Raw genomic sequence first — 18,119 nt, 5'->3', positions numbered from 1 at the left:
GGTGGACTATGCGTAAATTTGATTTTTCTAAAGCGATCCCGAATCCCTATTTTGAACGGCTCAGCAGGGAGATAAATTTCCGCTTGGATTTTCACACCATCGATTACTTCGAGAACCTTGGCAAGCCATACGGCTACTCCGCAGAGGAGATGATCCATCGATATCTGAGGTATCTCGCAGGAGCGGGTTTTACACTGGATATCAACGAACCCACCTTGGAAGAACGTCAGCGGATTCAGTTGTCGATGCAAAACGAAGAAAAAGCGCCGCCGCAGTGAAGCGGCACGATCCGCAGATGCCTCACCGGCCGCTTGGCCGCCATCAAATTCCGGCCGCTCACCTTGATACATAGTTAAGTACTGACTATGTTGAAGGGGAGCGGTCGTGCGCTTTGAATGGGATCAACGCAAGGCAACAGACAATCTCCGCAAGCACGGGATTAGTTTTGAGGAAGCCTGCACCGTTTTTGATGACCCGCATGTCGTCGTCATGGCTGACTTGGCGCATTCTGGTAGTGAAGATAGATTTTGGGCGCTCGGACAAAGCACCTCGACCAGGATTTTGCTCGTTTGTCATTGTTGTCGCGGCTCAGACCGTATTCGTATCTTCTCAGCTCGGAAAGCGACGAGATCCGAGTCTAAACTTTATAGATGAGGCCAGACATGTGCGACGAAGATTTTGACATGAAAAATTGTGTTGTTGTCGATGCGCCTTGGGTAAAGGGGATAGGCAGGGACGTGCAGCTGAAGTTGTCCTACCGGGTCATCGAGTACTTCGGTGGAATTGGCGAACGACTGGACCTGCCGCCGGAACGTATCATGGAGATCTACCTTCGTCACATTGCCGATACCGAGTGCAAGATCCCTATCCATACGCCCGCCGCCGACGAAACCGGGGTTACGGCAGTAGGGGATTCCCTCTAAATCCCGCCGAATTCCATGACGAAAGCTAAAAATTATTGTATTGCAATGTTCGACAGGCGTACAAGAAACGGCTACACTTCGGCCACAAGTTAGCTGCAAGGAGAATTTATGAGTTGGTTGGAAAAACTGCTGCCCCCAAGAATCCAGCGTTCCGACGTTGCCGCCCGCAAGACGATGCCGGAGGGCCTGTGGGTCAAATGCCCGTCGTGCGAAGCCGTTCTGTACCGCACCGATCTGGAATCGAACCTGCATGTTTGCCCCAAGTGCGACCACCACATGCGCATCCGCGCGCGCGAACGCCTCGACAGCCTGTTCGACGCCGGCGGACGTTATGAAATCGGCATGGATACCTTGCCGGTCGATACGCTGAAGTTCAAAGACAGCAAGAAATACCCCGACCGCCTCAAACAAGCGATGGAAGCCACCGGCGAGACCGACGCCATGATCGTCATGGGCGGCGCCATCATGAGCATGCCGGTCGTCGTGGCCTGCTTCGAATTCGAATTCATGGGCGGCTCGATGGGCTCCGTGGTCGGCGAGCGCTTCGTGCGCGGCGCGCAAGTGGCCCTGGAACAGAAAGTGCCGTTCATCTGCATCACCGCCACCGGCGGCGCCCGCATGCAAGAGGGCTTGCTGTCGCTGATGCAAATGGCGAAAACCACCGCCATGCTGACCAAGCTGTCCGAGAAGAAGCTGCCGTTCATCAGCGTGCTGACCGATCCGACCATGGGCGGCGTGTCCGCCTCGTTCGCCTTCATGGGCGACGTCGTGATCGCCGAACCGAAGGCGCTGATCGGCTTCGCCGGCCCGCGCGTGATCGAAAACACCGTGCGCGAGAAGCTGCCCGAAGGTTTCCAGCGCTCCGAGTTCCTGGTCACCAAGGGCGCCGTCGACATGATCGTCGACCGCCGCAAGATGCGCGAAGAAATCGCCCGCCTGATGGCATTGTTGCAAAACCAGCCGGCCGAAGTTATAGCATAGCCAATATTGCAGCTTCAATGCCCGGCACAACGGCGCGCAATCGGATATCATCCGGCCTGCGCGCCGTTGCCATTTTCAGAGTCACATCATGTCGAACCTCCCAACCACTTTGCCCGCCTGGCTTGCGCTGCTTGAATCGCGCCACGCCGAAACCGTCATCAACATGGGCCTGGACCGCGTCCTGGCCGTCAAGGAACGCCTACAGCTGAGCTTCAGCTGCCCCGTCATCATGGTGGCCGGCACCAACGGCAAGGGTTCGACCTGCGCCATGCTGGAATCGGTGCTGCTGCGCGCCGGCTACAAGGTCGGCCTGTACATCAAGCCGCATTTCCTCGACTTCAACGAGCGTGCGCGGATCAACGGCGACCTGGCCAACGACGAGGTGCTGGTCGACGCCTTCAACGCCGTCGAGGCGGCGCGCGGCGACACCCCGTTGACCTACTTCGAATTCACGACCCTGGCCATCATGAAGCTGCTGGCGGGCGCGGGCATGGATGTCGTCATCCTCGAGGTCGGCCTCGGCGGTCGCCTGGACGCCGTCAACATCGTCGACGCCGACGTCGCCATCGTCACCAGCGTCGATATCGACCACACCGACTACCTGGGCGATACGCGCGAGAAGATCGGCTTCGAGAAGGCGGGCATCTTCCGCGCCGGCAAGACTGCGATCTGCTCGGACCCGGTGCCGCCGCAATCGCTGATCGACCACGCCGAGGCCATCGGCGCCGACCTGTGGCTGATGGGCCGCGATTTCAACTATTCCGGCGACAAGCAGCAGTGGAACTATGGCGGCCGCGCGCAGCGCCGCAATTCGCTGGCCTACCCGAGCCTGCGCGGCGCCAACCAGATCCTCAACGCCAGCGCCGTGCTGGCCGCGCTGGAGGCGCTCAAGCTCGAATTGCCGGTCGGCGCGCAGGAAGTGCGCACCGGTCTGGTCACGGTGGAGCTGCCGGGCCGCTTCCAGGTGTTGCCGGGCCGCCCGACGGTGATCCTGGACGTCGCCCACAATCCGCACGCCGCCTCGGCGCTGAACCAGAACCTGGGCAATATGGGCTTCCACCCGTACACCTACGCCGTGTTCGGCTCCATGCACGACAAGGACATCGACGGTGTCATCGCCGCCATGTCCGAGCATGTCGACCATTGGTGCCTGGCGAATCTGCCGTCGCCGCGCGCGGCCAGCGCGTCCGAACTGGCCGCCAAGGTGCAAATCGTGCAAGCCGAGAAACCGGAACGCACCATCAATATCTTCGACGATCCGGCCGCCGCCTATGCAAATGCGATGAGCCGGGCCGGGGAGAATGATAGAATTGTGGTCTTTGGATCTTTCCTCACGGTCGCAGGCGTCATGGCGGCGAGAAAATCCTCACTCCATTGAACGCACAGGACTGAAATCACGCATGGGCTTGTTCTCGAAATTCGGTAAAAACAAGCAAGAGACCGCCGGTCAGGACAGCGGCTATTACACCAGCGCGGATGATCAGGCCGCCGCCGAACGCGCGCGCTCCAAGCGCGCGTCGTCGGCCGACGGCCCGGCCAAGTCGCGCCGCGCCAAGGATCGCGAGGCGGACGATCCGGTGTTGCCGGAAAAGAAACGCGCGCGCCGCCGCCTGGTCGGCGCCATCGCGCTGGCGCTGGCCGTCGCTGTCGGTTTGCCGATGGTGCTCGATTCCGAGCCGCGTCCGCTGGCGTCCGACATAGAAATCAAGATCCCGGCCAAGGACAAGCCGGCCGCCGCCCGCGCTCCAGCCGCCGTGCCCGCCAGCGCCGCCCTCGACAGCAAGGAAGAAATCGTCGACGACGTCAAGCCGGGCAAACCCGCTGCCGCCGCCGCGCCGTCCGCCGAGGAGGTCATCAAGGCCGACAACGCCCGGCAGGAAGCCGAAGCCCTGGCCGATTTGAAGGCCGAGGCCAAGGCGAAGGCGGAAGCCAAGGCCGAGGCGCTGGCCAAGGCCAAGGCCGAGCATGAGTCCAAAGCCCGGGCGGAGACCGAGGCCAAGGCCAAGCTTGATGCCGAGCGCAAGCGCGAAGCCGAGCGCAAGCTGGCCGAGGCGAAGGCCGAAGCGAAGGCCAAGGCCGATGCCGAGCGCAAGCAGGCCGACGCGAAACCGGCGGCCAAGCCGGCGCCGGACAAGGCTTCCGAAGACGCGCGCGCGCTGGCCATTTTGGAAGGCAAGGGCGCGGCCAAGCCGGCGGCCGCCGCACCGGAGTCCGGCCAGAAATTCGTGCTGCAAGTGGCCGCGCTGAGCGATCAGGGCAAGGTGGACGAGCTGCGCAAGAAACTGAAGGACGCCGGCATCAACTCCTTCACGCAAAAAACGCCTTCCGGTGAGATCACCCGCGTGCGCGTGGGGCCGTTCACGAGCAAGGAAGAAGCGGAAAAGGTGCGCGCCAAGCTGAGCGGCATGGGCCTGAGCGGCCGCCTGGAAACGGTTTGATCCAGGCCGGCTGACGTGACGATTTTCGATTATCTGGTGATCTTCGTGATGGTCACGTCGGTCATCATCAGCATGCTGCGCGGGCTGGTCAAGGAAGTGTTGTCGCTGGCCGGCTGGGTGGTCGCCTTCGTGGTGGCCAACGCCTACGCCGCCGCGCTGGCCGTGATGTTGCCGGCCGTGGTGCCGGGCGAGGTGTTGCGCCTCATCCTGGCCTTCATCGCCCTGTTCATCGGCGTGCGCATTTTGATGGGCCTGCTGGCCATGGCGCTGGGCGCCTTGCTCGACGCGGGCGGCCTCAGCCTCTTCGACCGCGCGCTCGGCGCCGTGTTCGGCGTCGGCCGCGGCCTTGTAATCGTGCTGACCGCCGTCATCTTGTGTGGGATGACGTCGCTCCCGCAACAGGATTTCTGGAAGGAGGCGTTGCTCAGTCCGTATGCCGAAACCGGCGCGCGGCTCGTCAAGACCTTCCTTCCCGCTGCGATGGCGCAGCATGTGAACTTTTGAATTTCTTGCATCACCGTTTTTAATCTGCGTCTTTAATCTGTATTACCCAGTCCAGGAGCACCATCATGTGTGGCATCGTCGGCGTCGTTTCCCATCAACCTGTCAATCAACTGCTGTATGACGCCTTGCTGCTGCTGCAGCACCGCGGCCAGGATGCAGCGGGTATCGCGACCAATCACAGCAGCATGTTCGCCATGCACAAGGCCAACGGCCTGGTGCGTGACGTCTTCCGCACGCGCAATATGCGCACCCTGCAAGGCAACTCGGGCATCGGCCACTGCCGCTACCCGACCGCCGGCTCGTCGAGCGAGGAAGAGGCGCAACCGTTCTACGTCAACGCCCCGTTCGGCATCACCCTGGCGCACAACGGCAACCTGACCAACTGGGAACAGCTCAAGCAAGAGATGTTCAAGAACGACCGCCGCCACATCAACACCGACTCCGATTCGGAAGTGCTGCTCAACGTGCTGGCCCATGAAATCCATATGGCCACCACCGGCATCTCGATCGACGCCGACACCATCTTCGACGCCGTCACCGTGCTGCACCGCCGTGTGAAGGGCGGCTACGCGGCCGTGGCGCAGATCGCCGGCGTCGGCCTGCTGGCCTTCCGCGATCCGTTCGGCATCCGTCCGCTGTGCCTGGGCATCAACGAGACCGAGCAGGGCGCCGAGTACCTGGTCGCGTCCGAATCGGTGGCGCTCGAAGGGATGGGCTTCCGCTTCCTGCGCGACGTCGCGCCGGGCGAGTGCGTCTTCGTCGACGCCGACATGCAGCTGCACAGCCGCCAGTGCGCCGACAATCCGTCGCTCAACCCGTGCGTGTTCGAATTCGTCTACCTGGCCCGTCCCGACTCCGTCATCGACGGCGCCTCGGTCTACGCCACCCGCCTGAAAATGGGCGAGTACCTGGCCGAGAAGATCAAGCGCGAATTCAAGGACGGCGAGATCGACGTCGTCATGCCGATCCCGGATTCCTCGCGCCCGGCCGCGATCCAGCTGGCGCTGGCGCTCAACGTCGAATACCGCGAAGGCTTCATCAAGAACCGCTACATCGGCCGCACCTTCATCATGCCGGGCCAGGCCGCGCGCAAGAAGTCCGTGCGCCAGAAACTGAACGCGATCGCCTCCGAATTCAAGGACAAGGTCGTGCTGCTGGTCGACGACTCCATCGTGCGCGGCACCACCAGCCGCGAGATCGTGCAGATGGCGCGCGAAGCGGGCGCCAAGAAAGTGATCTTCGCATCGGCCGCGCCGCCGGTGATCTACCCGAACGTGTACGGCATTGACATGCCGACCCGCGACGAGCTGATCGCCTACGGCCGCACCACCGAGGAAGTGTGCCGCGAAATCACCGCCGACCACCTGGTGTACCAGGACATCGAGTCGCTGAAGCGCGCCATCTCCGACGTCAATCCGGAGCTGAAGAACTTCGAGGCGTCGTGCTTCGACGGCATCTACGTCACCGGCGACGTGTCGAAAGAGTACCTCGACAAGCTGGAGTACGCGCGCCACCACCCCAAGGCCAAGACGACCCACGAGGACGCCGGCCGCTCGCAACTGAATCTGAATCTCGCGACCGCCGAAGGCTGATGTCGCGCCCGGTACGGTTCGCCGTACCGGGCTTTTTTTTTGACCATTCCACGCATATGAACGATAAAAAGAACTACGGCTTCACCACCACCATCCTGCACAACGACCGCCTGAAGGGCATCGAGCACGGCTCGCTGCACAAGCCGATCCACACCTCGGTCGCCTTCGGCTACGGCGACGCGCGCCAGCTGGCGTCGGTATTCCAGGGCAAGGAGCCGGGCTTCCGCTACGGCCGCCAGGGCAACCCGACCATCTCCGCGCTCGAGGACAAGGTCAACAAGATGGAGCAGGGCGTCGGCACCCTGTGCTTCGCCACGGGCATGGGCGCGATCGGCGCCGTGTTCCAGGCGCTGCTGCGCGCGGGCGACCACGTCGTCTCGTCGGCCTTCCTGTTCGGTAACACCAACAGCCTGTGGCAGACCACGATGGCGCAGGGTGTCGGCGTCTCGTTCGTCGACGCCACCGACGTCGCCAACGTCGAGGCCGCGATCACCGGGCAGACCCGTATGGTGTTCGTTGAAACCATCGCCAATCCGCGCACGCAGGTGGCGGACCTCAAGCGCATCGGCGAGCTGTGCAAGGCGCGCGGCATCCTCTACATCGTCGACAACACGATGACCACGCCGTACCTGTTCCGGCCGAAATCGGTCGGCGCCGGGCTGGTGGTCAACGCGCTGACCAAATCGATCGGCGGCCACGGCAACGCGCTGGGCGGCAGCCTGACCGACACCGGCGAATACGACTGGACCAGGTTCCCCAACATCTACGAGAACTACAAGAAGGCCGCGCCGCCGCAATGGGGGCTGGCGCAGATCCGCGCCAAGGGGCTGCGCGACTTCGGCGCCTCGCTGGGACCGGAGGCGGCGCACCACATCGCCGTCGGCGCCGAAACGCTGGCGCTGCGCATGGAGCGCACCAGCGCCAACGCGTTGGCGCTGGCCGAGATGCTGGAGGCCGACGAGCGCGTGGCGGCCGTGCACTATCCGGGCCTGGCCTCGCACCCGCAGCACGGCATCTCGAGCGAGCTGTTCCGCAAGCACGGCTCGCTGCTCAGTTTTGAATTGAAGGACGGCATAGACTGTTTCGACTTCCTGAACCGCCTGAAATTGGCGATCCCGGCGTCGAACCTGGGCGACACGCGCACCCTGGTGATCCCGGTCGCGCACACGATCTTCTACGAGATGGGCGCCGAGCGGCGCGCCTCGATGGGGATTGCCGAATCGCTGATCCGCGTCTCGGTCGGCATCGAAGACACCGACGACCTGCTCGACGATTTCGCCTGCGCGCTGGAAGGCTGCTAAACCACGAAGACATGCTAAACCACGGAGGTGTGCCCGCGGAGACACGTAGGGCGGATTAGCGAAGCGTAATCCGCCATGCATGCTCCGTCGGCGGCTCGTAGATGGCGGATTACGGCTTCGCCTAATCCGCCCTACGTGTCTCCACGACGTGGTCCAATTCCCAGGACGATATGAAAATTCTTCGTTTATACGCGACGGTCGCGGTGCTGTTGTCCGCTTCCGCTGTTGCCTACGCCGCCGCGCCCGCGACCGATGCGGAGATCATGGACATGATCAAGACCCGCGTCGACGTCGATCATGCGGGCACCGGCATCGTGGTCGGCATCATCGACGCGCAGGGTAGCCGCGTACTGGCCCACGGTACGTTGAGCGCGGGCGGGGCGCCCGTCGATGCCGATTCGGTCTATGAGATCGGCTCGATCACCAAGGTGTTCACCGCCACTTTGCTGAGCGAGCTGGCGCGCGTCGGCGAGATCGGCCTCGACGACCCCGCAGCGCGCTATTTGCCCGTCACATTGCCCGCCGTCGGCGAGCGCCAGATCACGCTGGCGGATTTGTCGTCGCAGCTGTCCGGCATTCCGAGCATCCCGTCCAATTTGGCGCCCAAGGATGACAACAACCCGTTCGCCGATTACACCGTGCCGCAGCTGTACGCGTTTGTCTCCGGCTTCACGCCGGCGCGTCCGGCCGGCGAGAAGTATGAGTATTCCAACGCGGGCGTCGGCTTGTTGGGACATATTCTGACGCTGCGCGTGAAGACGGACTATGAAACGCTGGTGCGCCAGCGCATCACCGGCCCGCTGGGCATGACCAGTACTGCCGTGACCTTGACGCCGGCGATGCGCCGGCATCTGGCGGTCGGCTACGAGATGCCGGGCATGCCGGCTGCCAACTGGGACATGCCGGTGCTGGCGGGGATGGGCGCGCTGCGCTCGTCGACGGCCGACATGCTGAAGTTCGTGGGCGCGAACATGGGGCTGCGTAAGTCGCAGCTATATGATGCGATGCGGACGACGCACCAGGCGCGCCATGCGCTGGAGGGCAAGCCGGGGCAATCGATCGCGCTGGGTTGGCATGTGCTCGAGCAGAACGGCTCGCGCATCGTTTGGCATAACGGCGGCACGGGCGGCTACCGCACGTATATCGGTTTCGACGAGGTCGCGCGGCGCGGCGTGGTGTTGATGTCGAATTCGCACATGGGGTCGGACGACATCGCACGGCGCGCGCTCAACAGCGCGTTCCCGATCATCGTCCCCAAGCCGATGGCGATGTGAAACGGGAAGGCAAGATACTTCTAAAACACGTAGGGCGGATTAGGCGGAACGCCGTAATCGGCCATGCAAGCGTCAACGCGGCGCATACATGGCCGATTACGCTTCGCTAATCCGCCCTACGTGTCTCCACGTTGAACCATCTGCCTGAGGCCCGGCTTAGTGCCAGCTGCGCATCAGGCCGACCGCCAGGCCTTCCAGCGCGAACTCGTCCGCTTCTGGATCGACCTTGATGATCTTGAAGTCCGGATTCTCCGGCAACAGTTCAACCAAGGTGCCGGTCTTGCGGTAGCGCTTGACCGTGACGTCGTTGCCGATCCGCGCGACGACGATCTGGCCGTTCTTGGCGCTGTCGACCTTCTTCACCGCCAGCAGGTCGCCGTCCATGATGCCGGCGTCGCGCATCGACTCGCCGCGCACCTTGAGCAGGTAATCGGGCTTGGACGAAAACATCGCCGGATCGACGCTGTAGCTCGTTTCCAGGTTTTCCTGCGCCAAAATCGGCGAGCCGGCGGCCACGCGGCCGATCAACGGCAACGACATCATCAGCGACACCGGCACCTTAGTCGTGGCCGGTTCGGCGTGCACGCCCAGCAAGCGGATGCCGCGCGAGGTGCCGGCGGCGATCTCGATGGCGCCCTTGCGCGCCAGCGCCTGCAGGTGCTCCTCTGCCGCGTTGGCGGATTTGAAGCCCAGTTCGTTGGCGATCTCGGCGCGCGTCGGCGGGAAGCCGGTGTTTTCGATGGCATCCTTGATCAGATTGAGAATTTGTTCCTGACGTGCGGTGAGCTTGATCATGAGTGCAGTTGGGCCTGTGTATATAGACAGTCTGTATTTTTGTACAGTATGGCCCGCAATGCAAGGAAATTTGTTGTGTTCAACGAAATAAAATGAAAAAAGTTCCTTCAACCCCTGTCATCGTGGCTTCAGCAGCACGCGCGTCGGCGCCGCCGTCAGCGGAATCTTATATCCGCCGCGCTCGGCGACCTGTCCCTGCGGCTTGAATTTTCCGCCCGGACTCTCGACCAGCAGCCTGGCCGCCGGCGTGGTGGCGGTGGCCGGCGCCAGCTCCAGCGTGATGGCGCGGCTTTTCGGATCGTAGGTGGCGGCGTCGATCTTGCCCGCCTCCAGCGTGATCCAGGCGCGCGCCGGCGCCACGAACAGGCGCGTGCGCGCGCTGTCCTTCGGCGTGACCTGGACCACGCCATTATTAGCCACTTTCATGTTGCCGCCGAAGCTGAGCCAGCCGAAGGTCGGGTCCTTCAGCACATAGGTCGCGGTGGCGTAGGCGTGGCCGTAGAAGCCCATGCCGTAGTCGCCGCTGTAGGCGTCCCAGCGCATCATGTCGGGCCAGGCGTGGAAGGCGGCCGACGAGAAACCGTCGCGGTCGATGTTGGTGATGCCGCCCAGCAGGCCGCCGTAGGCCACGCGCAGCAGGTGCAGGTCGGCCGGGTTGGCGCGGTAGGCGTCGAACAGCGGCACCGCGTTCAAGGTCGAGCCATAGTGGTGGATCTGGCGCTCGATGCGCGCGGTCTTGCCGCCGTACAGGAAGTCCCAGTAGCGGCGGGCGTTGCCGTTGTAGCCCCAGCTCGGCATCGCCGGGTCGTAGCCCAGGATCACTTCGCGCGTGATGTCGGCCTGCCTGGCGTAGCCGAAGTGGCGCATCCACGCGTAGACCTCGGCCTGGCCGGTCGAGTCCCATGCCATTTCGCTGCCGAACGGGTAGGCCAGCGTGCGCCAGTGGTCGGCGCGGCGCTTCATCATGGCTTCCATGTCGGCGGCCTCGGCCGTCATGCCTTCGCGCTGCAGGTCCTTCAGGATATCGAGGAAGACGTCGCCCTCCATCAGACCGAACTGCGCGTACTCGGGCGCGTCGCGCACCATCGCCACCGTGGTCTGGTAGGCGCGCTGCAAGTACCAGCGCCAGTCGTGCGCGGTGACCAGGCCGACGTGGTTGCGCGCCAGCCGGTACAGCACCCAGTGGCCGATGGCCACGTGCGGATAGTTGTATGCGCGGCCGAGGTCGTCCGCGTCCTTCTTCGACCACGACGCCCAGGTACCCCAGTTGGCTTTCTGGTTGTAGTAGCTTGGGAAGGCTTTCGGGTCGTAGTAGAACAGGCTCTTGCGCACGGCGCCGGCCTGCGGACCGTCGGCCACCTGCAATTTGCCGACCACCGTTTCGTTGACCAGCCGTTCCAGCTTGGCCACCTCGGCCGCGTCCGGATTGTCGAGCTGCTTGCTCATGGCCGCCACCCAACTGCCGCCGCCGCCTTCGTCGCTCATGCCGGAAATCCACACGCGCGGGTCGTCGGTGACGATGCGCTTGGCGTCGCGGTCGTAGGTCAGGATGGCCGGCGCGCGCTTGAACGGATCTTTCTTGTCGTCGAACCATTGCTGCGTGGTGGAGAACTTGCCGAGGTCGGCCACCGTTTGCTCCAGCGGCTTGGTGACGAAGTAGCTGACCGTCTGCACGCTGCCGTCGGCGTAGGCGATCGACAGGCGCGCCGGTCCCCAGCCGTTGCCGCGCACCGTGTAGCGCGCCCAGCCCTTGGCGGCCGACTTGACCGGCGTGACCGCCAGCGCGTTCTCGGGCGAGCTGGTGATGCCGACCACTTTCTGCGGGCTTTTGAGGAACAAGGCCGCCTCCAGATCGGTCGGCACCACGTAGCCCGGAATGCCGACCGCGACCGGCCGCTTTTGCGCGATCAGCGCGGCTTCGATGGCGCGGATCGACGGCGCCGTGGCGAAGCGCACGCCGATGTCGCGCCGCGCGCCCGCTTCCAAGGTGATGCTGGTCGGCGTGTTCCACTGCTCGCCGGCATTCTTCCATTCGTTCTCGGCGTAGGCCTTGCTGGCGACGGTCCAGTCGTAGAAGCCTTCCGAGGTTTGCGCGCGCGGGCTGCGGTCGGTCAGCGGACGCCACGCTTCCAGCGGCGTGCGCCCGTCCGGCGTGACGATCAGCGCCGGGCCCTGGCCGTTCAGGCGCGTCACCTGCACATAGCCGGCGTCGCGGCCTATATAAGGGTCGGCGAAACTGGCGCTGGCGTGGGCCTGTTCCAGGTTGCGGCCGGTGATGATGTTGTCGAACACCATCGGCATGCCGAGGCCGCCGATTTCCACCGGCGCGTTGGAGTTGTTAATCAGTGTGAACCGCAGCACCAGCGCGCCGCCCTCGTTGAGCCAGCGCCGCTCCACCGTCAGCGGCAGGTCCTTGCCCAGGGTGGCCGTGATGTCGGCCGCCGCCAGGATCTTGCCGCCGGCCGCCAGCGGTGTGATCGGCTGCCGCGCGGCCGATGAGGAGAATTCCTGCCAGGCCCCGGCGCCGCCGCTGCGCAGGCGCAGGTTCAGGTCGCCAATATGGGCGTAGCCGTCGTACTGGCGCTCGGCTACCCTGGGGCCGGGTGTGAAGTCGAAACTCGGGTCGGCGACCGGATCGAGCCGCGCCAAGGTCTGGGTGTCCGTGCGCAGCGCCAGCAGGAACTGCTTGGTGCTGTACGCCTTGGTGGCGACGTCGGGATGGCTGGGTTTGGCGGCGGTGGCGGCGGGCGCCTCGGCGGCGAAGGGCGACGCCGTAATAAGGAAGGAAAACAGCAAAGGGGACAACGCACGGGTGGGTGGCATATCGGAATCCTGTTGGTTTTACAAGATGTTAGCATTGTCGCGGGGCCGCGAAGGGGTAGATTTTCGGCCAAAAAGCTGATATAGTCGCGGGCTTACCTCTTCCCACACCTGTCTTGACGCCAGGGTGGGCTATATTCACAGTCCTTAAGGGAGTTTGCATGCGTCACTATGAAATAGTATTTATCGTCCATCCGGACCAGAGCGAGCAAGTGCCCGCCATGATCGAACGTTACAAAACCACCGTAACGACCCGCGGCGGCGCCGTGCACCGTGTTGAAGATTGGGGCCGTCGTCAGATGGCTTACTCGATCCAGAAACTGGCTAAAGCACACTACATCTGCCTGAACATCGAATGCGACAACGAGACCCTGGTCGAGCTGGAAACCGCCTTCAAATTCAATGATGCCGTGCTGCGTCACCTGACCGTCAAGATGAAGAAAGCGGAAACCGCTCCTTCGCCGATGATGAAGTCGGTACAACGTGAAGATGCAGCGAAATCGCATCGCACCGAAGCCCCAGCAGCCCCTGTTGCCGCCGCTCCAGCGGCCTAATTGTTGCAAAACCGAGCTGACACAGCTCCAGTGAACCAAAGCCAATTCATTGCCTTGATCGCCGAACGGGACGCCTTGCGCTATACCCCGGCCGGCATGCCGATCGTGAACGCTGTACTCCAGCACCGGTCGCAGCAGATGGAGGCGGGCATAGCCCGGTTGAGCGAGTTTGAGATTTCCGCGGTCGCCGCGGGCGAGATCTCGGGCCGCTTCAGCCAGGCGCCACTGGGCGGGATGTACCAGTTCACCGGTTTTATCAACAAGAAGACACGCAACAGCAAAAGCCTGGTGTTTCACATCATTGATTTTAGTGCTGTCCCAGACAGCTCAATTTAGATACAGGAGCCTCAAATGGCATTCGGTAAAAAGTTCGACAAAAACAAGCTCAAGCTTAAAGAAAAGCGCAAGCAACAAAATCCACTGTTCAAGCGTAAGAAGTTCTGCCGCTTCACCGCAGCAAACGTTGAACAAGTCGATTACAAAGACGTTGATACCCTGAAGGACTTCGTCCAGGAAAACGGCAAGATCATGCCAGCACGTCTGACCGGCACCAAGGCGCACTACCAGCGTCAAGTTGACACCGCCATCAAACGCGCCCGCTACCTCGCGCTGCTGCCTTACACCGATCTGCACCACGCTTAATTGCGTAGTCTAATCCTGGAGAAAAACTATGCAAATCATTCTGTTAGAAAAAGTCGTCAACCTGGGCAACCTGGGTGAAGTCGTTAAAGTTAAAGACGGTTACGCACGTAACTTCCTGATTCCGCAAAAAATGGCCCGTCGCGCTACCGCGTCGGCTGTTGCTGAATTCGAAGTCAAGCGCGCCGAACTGGAAAAAGCCGCTGCCGCCAAACTGGCCGCCGCGCAAGCCCAAGGCGAGAAACTGAACGGCATGACCGTGAACGTTTCGCAAAAAGCTGGTGTCGACGGCCGTCTGTTCGGTTCGGTCACCAACTTCGACATCGCTGAAGCGCTGACCAAAGCTGGTTTCGCTGTAGAAAAAGCTGCTGTGCGCATGCCTACCGGTCCTCTGAAGACCGTTGGCGAGCACCCGGTCAGCGTTGCTCTGCACACCGACGTGGTGGTCGAAGTGACCGTCGCCGTCGTCGGCGAAGCCGCCTAAATTACTTGTGCGGGCAGCAATGCCTGTTGTGCTGGTAATAATGGCAAGAAACGAAAAAAGCCGGGTTCGCCCGGCTTTTTTCTCGCCAATTTTTTCGTAGTAACGCCTTGGCTGCCGCCCTAAGCGGGTATAATTCGCGCCATGAACACCCCCTCCGATCCGCAACTCGATTCCCTCCGCGTCCCGCCGCATTCCATCGAAGCAGAACAGTCCGTCATTGGCGGCCTGCTGCGCGATAACCAGGCGTTCGACCGCATCGCGGACATGATGCATTCGGAGGACTTCTACCGCTATGACCACCGCATCATCTTCGAACAGATCGTCAAGATGATCAACGGCTCCAAGCCGGCCGACGTCATCACCGTGTTCGAGACCCTGACGCAGATGGGCAAGGCCGAGGACGTCGGCGGCCTGGCCTACCTGAACGCGATGGCGCAGAACACGCCGTCGGCGGCCAACATCCGCCGCTACGCCGAGATCGTGCGCGACCGTTCCATCCTGCGCCAACTGATCACCGTGGCCGACGAGATTTCCGGCCAGGCGTTCACGCCCCAGGGCAAGGAAGTCAAGCAGATGCTCGACGAGGCCGAATCGAAGATCTTCGCCATCGCCGAACAGGGCGCGCGCGGCGCGGCCGGCTGGCTGCCGGTGCAGCCGCTGCTGACCCAGGTGGTCGAGCGCATCGATGAATTATATTCACGTGACAACCAGTCCGAGATCACCGGCGTGCCGACCGGCTGGATCGACCTCGACCGTATGACCTCGGGCCTGCAGCCGGGCGACATGGTGGTCGTCGCCGGCCGCCCGTCGATGGGCAAGACCGCGTTCTCGATGAACATCGCCGAGAACGTGGCGGTCGAAGAGGGCCTGCCGGTGGCCGTGTTCTCGATGGAGATGGGCGGCGTGCAGCTGGCCATGCGTATGCTCGGCTCGGTCGGCCAGCTCGACCAGCACCGCCTGCGCACCGGCAAGCTGAACGACGAGGATTGGCCGCGCCTGACGCACGCCATCCAGAAAATGAACGACGCCCAGGTCTACATCGACGAGACCCCGGCGCTGAACCCGATCGAGATGCGCGCGCGCGCGCGGCGCCTGTCGCGCCAGTGCGGCAAGCTCGGCCTGATCGTGGTCGACTACCTGCAGCTGATGACCGGCTCGACCCAGGGCGACAACCGCGCCTCCGAGATCTCGGAGATCTCGCGCTCGCTCAAGGGCTTGGCCAAGGAGCTGCAGTGCCCGGTCATCGCGCTGTCGCAGTTGAACCGCTCGCTGGAGCAACGCCCCAACAAACGTCCCGTCATGTCCGACCTGCGCGAATCCGGCGCGATCGAGCAGGACGCGGACGTCATCATCTTCCTGTATCGCGACGAGGTCTACAACCCCGATTCGCCCGATAAGGGAACGGCCGAGATCATCATCGGTAAGCAGCGTAACGGCCCGATCGGCTCGGTGCGCCTGACCTGGATCGGCCAATACACCAAGTTCGGCAACTACGCCGGTAACCTGGCGCTGTACCAAGGCGACTAACACCGGCAACACCACTGGGTCCGCCACAGCAAACAGGGCGGACCCTTTCTGACGCCGCCGGCCGATGCCGGAGGGCGGTCTGTAGCAGTAATCACGACTATGAAACGGAGAAAGACATGTTTGGACGCTTGATGCCCACCGAGGGCAAATTTTTTGACCTGTTCAATCAGCACGCCGACCTGTGCGTCAAAGGTGCAAAAGAGATGCTGGGGTTGATGTCCAACTTCGACGATCTGGAAAACCGCGTGCACGCGATCGAGAGCATCGAGAAACAGGCCGACAAGATCACCTACGCCACCGTCGACCTGCTGCACAAGACCTTCATCACGCCGATCGACCGCGACGACATCCACAAGCTCATCACGCGCCAGGACGACATCCTCGACCTGCTCGAGGACGCTGCCCAGACCGTCTCGCTGTACGACCTGCACTCGGTCACGCCGGAAGCCAAGCGCCTGGCCGAGCTGGTGCTGGCCTGCACCGAGAAGGTCAAGGAAGCCGTCTCGCTGCTGCACAACATGGACAACTCGCGCCAGATCGTCGCCATCTGCGAGGAGATCGACCGCCTCGAGTCGGACGCCGACCACGTGATGCGCGCCGCCATGTCCAAGCTGTTCCGCGACGAACCGGACGTGCGCAACCTGATCAAGATGAAGGCCATCTACGAGATCCTGGAAACCGTCACCGACCGTTGCGAGGATGTGGCCAACATCATCGAAGGCATCATCGTCGAAAACGCATAATTACAAAAAGAACAGTCCATGAATACCATCCAAATGAGCATCTATGTGCTGGGCATCCTGATCGCCCTGGCCTTGGTGTTTGACTTCATGAACGGCTTCCATGACGCCGCCAACGCGATCGCCACCGTCGTCTCGACCGGTGTGCTGAAGCCGCAAACGGCGGTGGCCATGGCCGCGTTCTTTAATTTCGTCGCCATCTTCGTGTTCCACCAGCTCACGGTGGCCGCCACCGTCGGCAAGGGCACCATCGATCCCAATGTGGTGGACCAGTACGTGATCTTCGGCGCGCTGGTCGGCGCCATCGTCTGGAACGTCGTCACCTGGTACTACGGCATTCCATCGTCGTCGTCGCACGCGCTGATCGGCGGCCTGGTCGGCGCGGCGGTGGCCAAGAGCGGCACCGGCGCCCTGATCTCGGCCGGCCTGATCAAGACCGTCGCCTTCATCGTGCTGTCGCCGCTGCTCGGCTTCATCTTCGGCTCGCTGATGATGCTGCTCGTGTCGTGGGTGTTCGTGCGCTCGACGCCGCGCCGGGTCGACAAATGGTTCCGCCGCCTGCAACTGGTGTCGGCCGCCTCGTACAGCCTCGGCCACGGCGGCAACGACGCGCAAAAGACCATCGGCATCATCTGGATGCTGCTGATCGCCGCCGGCTACTCGCAGGCCGGCGACGCCGAGCCGCCGCTGTGGGTCATCGTTTCCTGCTACACGGCGATCTCGTTCGGCACCTTGTTCGGCGGCTGGCGCATCGTCAAGACCATGGGTCAGAAGATCACCAAGCTCAAACCGGTGGGCGGCTTCTGCGCCGAGACCGGCGGCGCGATCACCTTGTTCACCGCCACCGCCCTCGGCGTGCCGGTGTCGACCACGCACACCATCACCGGCGCCATCGTCGGCGTGGGTTCGGCGCAAAAGATGTCGGCGGTGCGCTGGGGCGTGGCCGGCAACATCGTCTGGGCGTGGATCTTCACGATCCCGGCGTCGGCCTTCGTCGCCGCCATCGCCTGGTGGGTGGGGCAGCACATCATGTAACGCGAAAGGGAGCCGAGGCTCCCTTTTTTATTGGGCGCGGGAGCGGGGCGGCTGCGCCGTCGTGGTCGACGATGGATCGCCCGTGGCCGGACGGATGCGCAGTTCGTCGCCGACCCGCTGAATGTCGAGATCGATGTCGGCGCGGCCGTAGGCGATTTCAGGCGGGATAGGGATCGCCTGGGAGTTACCGTTTCGGAAGGCTTTGGTGGTATGGCGGCGCAAGCGCCACAAGTTGGCGGTGTCTTCGGGTATCGGCACCGGATAGTGAGGCAAGGGAGGCAGTCCGAGCTTTTCGTAAGCCTGCCGCACGCGTTCTTGCTGCTCGGCTTCCGGTAAATCCGGTGGGAGGGTTACGGTGGCCTTCATGCCGCCTGACGACTTCAGAATAAAGGTATAGTCATCCTCCGGTCTACGCGGGAAGAAGCGGCGAATCGCCCAGGCGATACTGAGCGCGACAGCTAGCGAACCCAGCATCCAAGAAGCGATGGTGACCAAACCATCAATAGCCAGCG

The 18,119-nt window shown here is 62.8% G+C and carries 19 protein-coding genes and 1 pseudogene; 17 read left to right on the top strand and 3 right to left on the bottom strand.

Annotation, left to right across the window (positions count from 1 at the left end; genetic code table 11):
• The first annotated feature begins 8 nt into the window (after positions 1–8).
• The 10 genes from AC07P1_RS02955 to AC07P1_RS02910 all read left to right on the top strand — a co-directional run bounded on the left by AC07P1_RS02955 (position 9) and on the right by AC07P1_RS02910 (position 9,013).
• Positions 9–278 (top strand): hypothetical protein, encoded by a 270-nt coding sequence (locus AC07P1_RS02955; RefSeq protein ID WP_494694423.1) that lies wholly within the window; start codon positions 9–11, stop codon positions 276–278.
• 106 nt (positions 279–384) lie between these two features.
• Complete coding sequence (locus AC07P1_RS02950) at positions 385–654, top strand: BrnT family toxin (protein ID WP_494694422.1); 270 nt, start codon at positions 385–387, stop codon at positions 652–654.
• An 8-nt stretch (positions 655–662) separates the two neighbouring features.
• Complete coding sequence (locus tag AC07P1_RS02945; RefSeq protein ID WP_494694421.1) at positions 663–923, top strand: hypothetical protein; 261 nt, start codon at positions 663–665, stop codon at positions 921–923.
• Positions 924–1,031: 108 nt separating this feature from the next.
• Positions 1,032–1,904, top strand: a complete 873-nt coding sequence (accD, locus tag AC07P1_RS02940) for an acetyl-CoA carboxylase, carboxyltransferase subunit beta (protein WP_090314808.1) — start codon at positions 1,032–1,034, stop codon at positions 1,902–1,904.
• 88 nt (positions 1,905–1,992) lie between these two features.
• Positions 1,993–3,282, top strand: a complete 1,290-nt coding sequence (gene folC, locus AC07P1_RS02935; protein WP_494694420.1) for a bifunctional tetrahydrofolate synthase/dihydrofolate synthase — start codon at positions 1,993–1,995, stop codon at positions 3,280–3,282.
• A gap of 22 nt (positions 3,283–3,304) precedes the next feature.
• Positions 3,305–4,342 (top strand): SPOR domain-containing protein, encoded by a 1,038-nt coding sequence (locus AC07P1_RS02930; RefSeq protein WP_494694419.1) that lies wholly within the window; start codon positions 3,305–3,307, stop codon positions 4,340–4,342.
• Positions 4,343–4,357: 15 nt separating this feature from the next.
• Positions 4,358–4,846 carry a CvpA family protein gene (locus tag AC07P1_RS02925; RefSeq protein ID WP_494694418.1) on the top strand — a complete coding sequence of 163 codons (489 nt, stop codon included), beginning with the start codon at positions 4,358–4,360 and terminating at the stop codon, positions 4,844–4,846.
• A 65-nt stretch (positions 4,847–4,911) separates the two neighbouring features.
• Positions 4,912–6,438: an amidophosphoribosyltransferase gene (gene purF / locus AC07P1_RS02920; protein WP_494694417.1), complete on the top strand. Its 1,527-nt coding sequence runs from the start codon at positions 4,912–4,914 to the stop codon at positions 6,436–6,438.
• A 56-nt stretch (positions 6,439–6,494) separates the two neighbouring features.
• Positions 6,495–7,739 (top strand): cystathionine gamma-synthase family protein, encoded by a 1,245-nt coding sequence (locus AC07P1_RS02915; protein WP_494694416.1) that lies wholly within the window; start codon positions 6,495–6,497, stop codon positions 7,737–7,739.
• 170 nt (positions 7,740–7,909) lie between these two features.
• Positions 7,910–9,013 (top strand): serine hydrolase domain-containing protein, encoded by a 1,104-nt coding sequence (locus AC07P1_RS02910; RefSeq protein ID WP_494694415.1) that lies wholly within the window; start codon positions 7,910–7,912, stop codon positions 9,011–9,013.
• A 156-nt stretch (positions 9,014–9,169) separates the two neighbouring features.
• Here the strand turns inward: AC07P1_RS02910 and lexA are convergent, their stop codons facing one another.
• Together lexA and AC07P1_RS02900 are read right to left on the bottom strand one after the other, a co-directional pair.
• Positions 9,170–9,808, bottom strand: coding sequence for a transcriptional repressor LexA (gene lexA / locus AC07P1_RS02905; RefSeq protein ID WP_494694414.1), 639 nt, complete (start codon positions 9,806–9,808; stop codon positions 9,170–9,172).
• 117 nt (positions 9,809–9,925) lie between these two features.
• Entirely contained in the window at positions 9,926–12,631 is a 2,706-nt protein-coding gene (locus tag AC07P1_RS02900) for a DUF5695 domain-containing protein (protein ID WP_494694413.1), read from the bottom strand.
• A 158-nt stretch (positions 12,632–12,789) separates the two neighbouring features.
• Here AC07P1_RS02900 and rpsF point away from each other — a divergent pair, with 158 nt between their 5' ends.
• The 7 genes from rpsF (at position 12,790) to AC07P1_RS02865 (ending at position 17,607) form a co-directional block, all read left to right on the top strand.
• Positions 12,790–13,182 carry a 30S ribosomal protein S6 gene (rpsF, locus tag AC07P1_RS02895; RefSeq protein ID WP_090314787.1) on the top strand — a complete coding sequence of 131 codons (393 nt, stop codon included), beginning with the start codon at positions 12,790–12,792 and terminating at the stop codon, positions 13,180–13,182.
• A gap of 30 nt (positions 13,183–13,212) precedes the next feature.
• Positions 13,213–13,518, top strand: coding sequence for a primosomal replication protein N (gene priB / locus AC07P1_RS02890; protein ID WP_494694412.1), 306 nt, complete (start codon positions 13,213–13,215; stop codon positions 13,516–13,518).
• A gap of 15 nt (positions 13,519–13,533) precedes the next feature.
• The gene (gene rpsR, locus AC07P1_RS02885) at positions 13,534–13,824 is read left to right on the top strand and encodes a 30S ribosomal protein S18 (RefSeq protein ID WP_008450941.1); all 291 of its coding nucleotides are present in this window, start codon (positions 13,534–13,536) and stop codon (positions 13,822–13,824) included.
• 28 nt (positions 13,825–13,852) lie between these two features.
• Positions 13,853–14,305, top strand: a complete 453-nt coding sequence (gene rplI, locus AC07P1_RS02880) for a 50S ribosomal protein L9 (protein ID WP_090314782.1) — start codon at positions 13,853–13,855, stop codon at positions 14,303–14,305.
• A gap of 141 nt (positions 14,306–14,446) precedes the next feature.
• Positions 14,447–15,832, top strand: coding sequence for a replicative DNA helicase (locus tag AC07P1_RS02875; RefSeq protein WP_090314778.1), 1,386 nt, complete (start codon positions 14,447–14,449; stop codon positions 15,830–15,832).
• 116 nt (positions 15,833–15,948) lie between these two features.
• Positions 15,949–16,575: a DUF47 domain-containing protein gene (locus AC07P1_RS02870; RefSeq protein WP_315219292.1), complete on the top strand. Its 627-nt coding sequence runs from the start codon at positions 15,949–15,951 to the stop codon at positions 16,573–16,575.
• Between the two features lie 18 nt (positions 16,576–16,593).
• Positions 16,594–17,607 carry an inorganic phosphate transporter gene (locus tag AC07P1_RS02865; RefSeq protein WP_494694411.1) on the top strand — a complete coding sequence of 338 codons (1,014 nt, stop codon included), beginning with the start codon at positions 16,594–16,596 and terminating at the stop codon, positions 17,605–17,607.
• Positions 17,608–17,694: 87 nt separating this feature from the next.
• On the opposite strand, the pseudogene AC07P1_RS02860 reads toward AC07P1_RS02865, so the two are convergent.
• Positions 17,695–17,829, bottom strand: a pseudogene (locus AC07P1_RS02860) (AbrB/MazE/SpoVT family DNA-binding domain-containing protein); the annotation flags it as partial.
• Between the last annotated feature and the right edge of the window lie 290 nt (positions 17,830–18,119).

This window comes from Duganella sp. GW821-FHT07F09 (genome assembly GCF_059418705.1).
This window is presented reverse-complemented; position numbering and strand designations above follow the sequence as displayed.

Coding starts and splice junctions, on each gene's coding strand:
- AC07P1_RS02955 (WP_494694423.1), top strand. CDS start 9: ATGCGTAAATTTGATTTTTCTAAAGCGATCCCGAATCCCTATTTTGAA.
- AC07P1_RS02945 (WP_494694421.1), top strand. CDS start 663: ATGTGCGACGAAGATTTTGACATGAAAAATTGTGTTGTTGTCGATGCG.
- accD (WP_090314808.1), top strand. CDS start 1,032: ATGAGTTGGTTGGAAAAACTGCTGCCCCCAAGAATCCAGCGTTCCGAC.
- folC (WP_494694420.1), top strand. CDS start 1,993: ATGTCGAACCTCCCAACCACTTTGCCCGCCTGGCTTGCGCTGCTTGAA.
- AC07P1_RS02930 (WP_494694419.1), top strand. CDS start 3,305: ATGGGCTTGTTCTCGAAATTCGGTAAAAACAAGCAAGAGACCGCCGGT.
- purF (WP_494694417.1), top strand. CDS start 4,912: ATGTGTGGCATCGTCGGCGTCGTTTCCCATCAACCTGTCAATCAACTG.
- AC07P1_RS02915 (WP_494694416.1), top strand. CDS start 6,495: ATGAACGATAAAAAGAACTACGGCTTCACCACCACCATCCTGCACAAC.
- AC07P1_RS02910 (WP_494694415.1), top strand. CDS start 7,910: ATGAAAATTCTTCGTTTATACGCGACGGTCGCGGTGCTGTTGTCCGCT.
- lexA (WP_494694414.1), bottom strand. CDS start 9,808: ATGATCAAGCTCACCGCACGTCAGGAACAAATTCTCAATCTGATCAAG.
- AC07P1_RS02900 (WP_494694413.1), bottom strand. CDS start 12,631: ATGCCACCCACCCGTGCGTTGTCCCCTTTGCTGTTTTCCTTCCTTATT.
- rpsF (WP_090314787.1), top strand. CDS start 12,790: ATGCGTCACTATGAAATAGTATTTATCGTCCATCCGGACCAGAGCGAG.
- rpsR (WP_008450941.1), top strand. CDS start 13,534: ATGGCATTCGGTAAAAAGTTCGACAAAAACAAGCTCAAGCTTAAAGAA.
- rplI (WP_090314782.1), top strand. CDS start 13,853: ATGCAAATCATTCTGTTAGAAAAAGTCGTCAACCTGGGCAACCTGGGT.
- AC07P1_RS02875 (WP_090314778.1), top strand. CDS start 14,447: ATGAACACCCCCTCCGATCCGCAACTCGATTCCCTCCGCGTCCCGCCG.
- AC07P1_RS02870 (WP_315219292.1), top strand. CDS start 15,949: ATGTTTGGACGCTTGATGCCCACCGAGGGCAAATTTTTTGACCTGTTC.
- AC07P1_RS02865 (WP_494694411.1), top strand. CDS start 16,594: ATGAATACCATCCAAATGAGCATCTATGTGCTGGGCATCCTGATCGCC.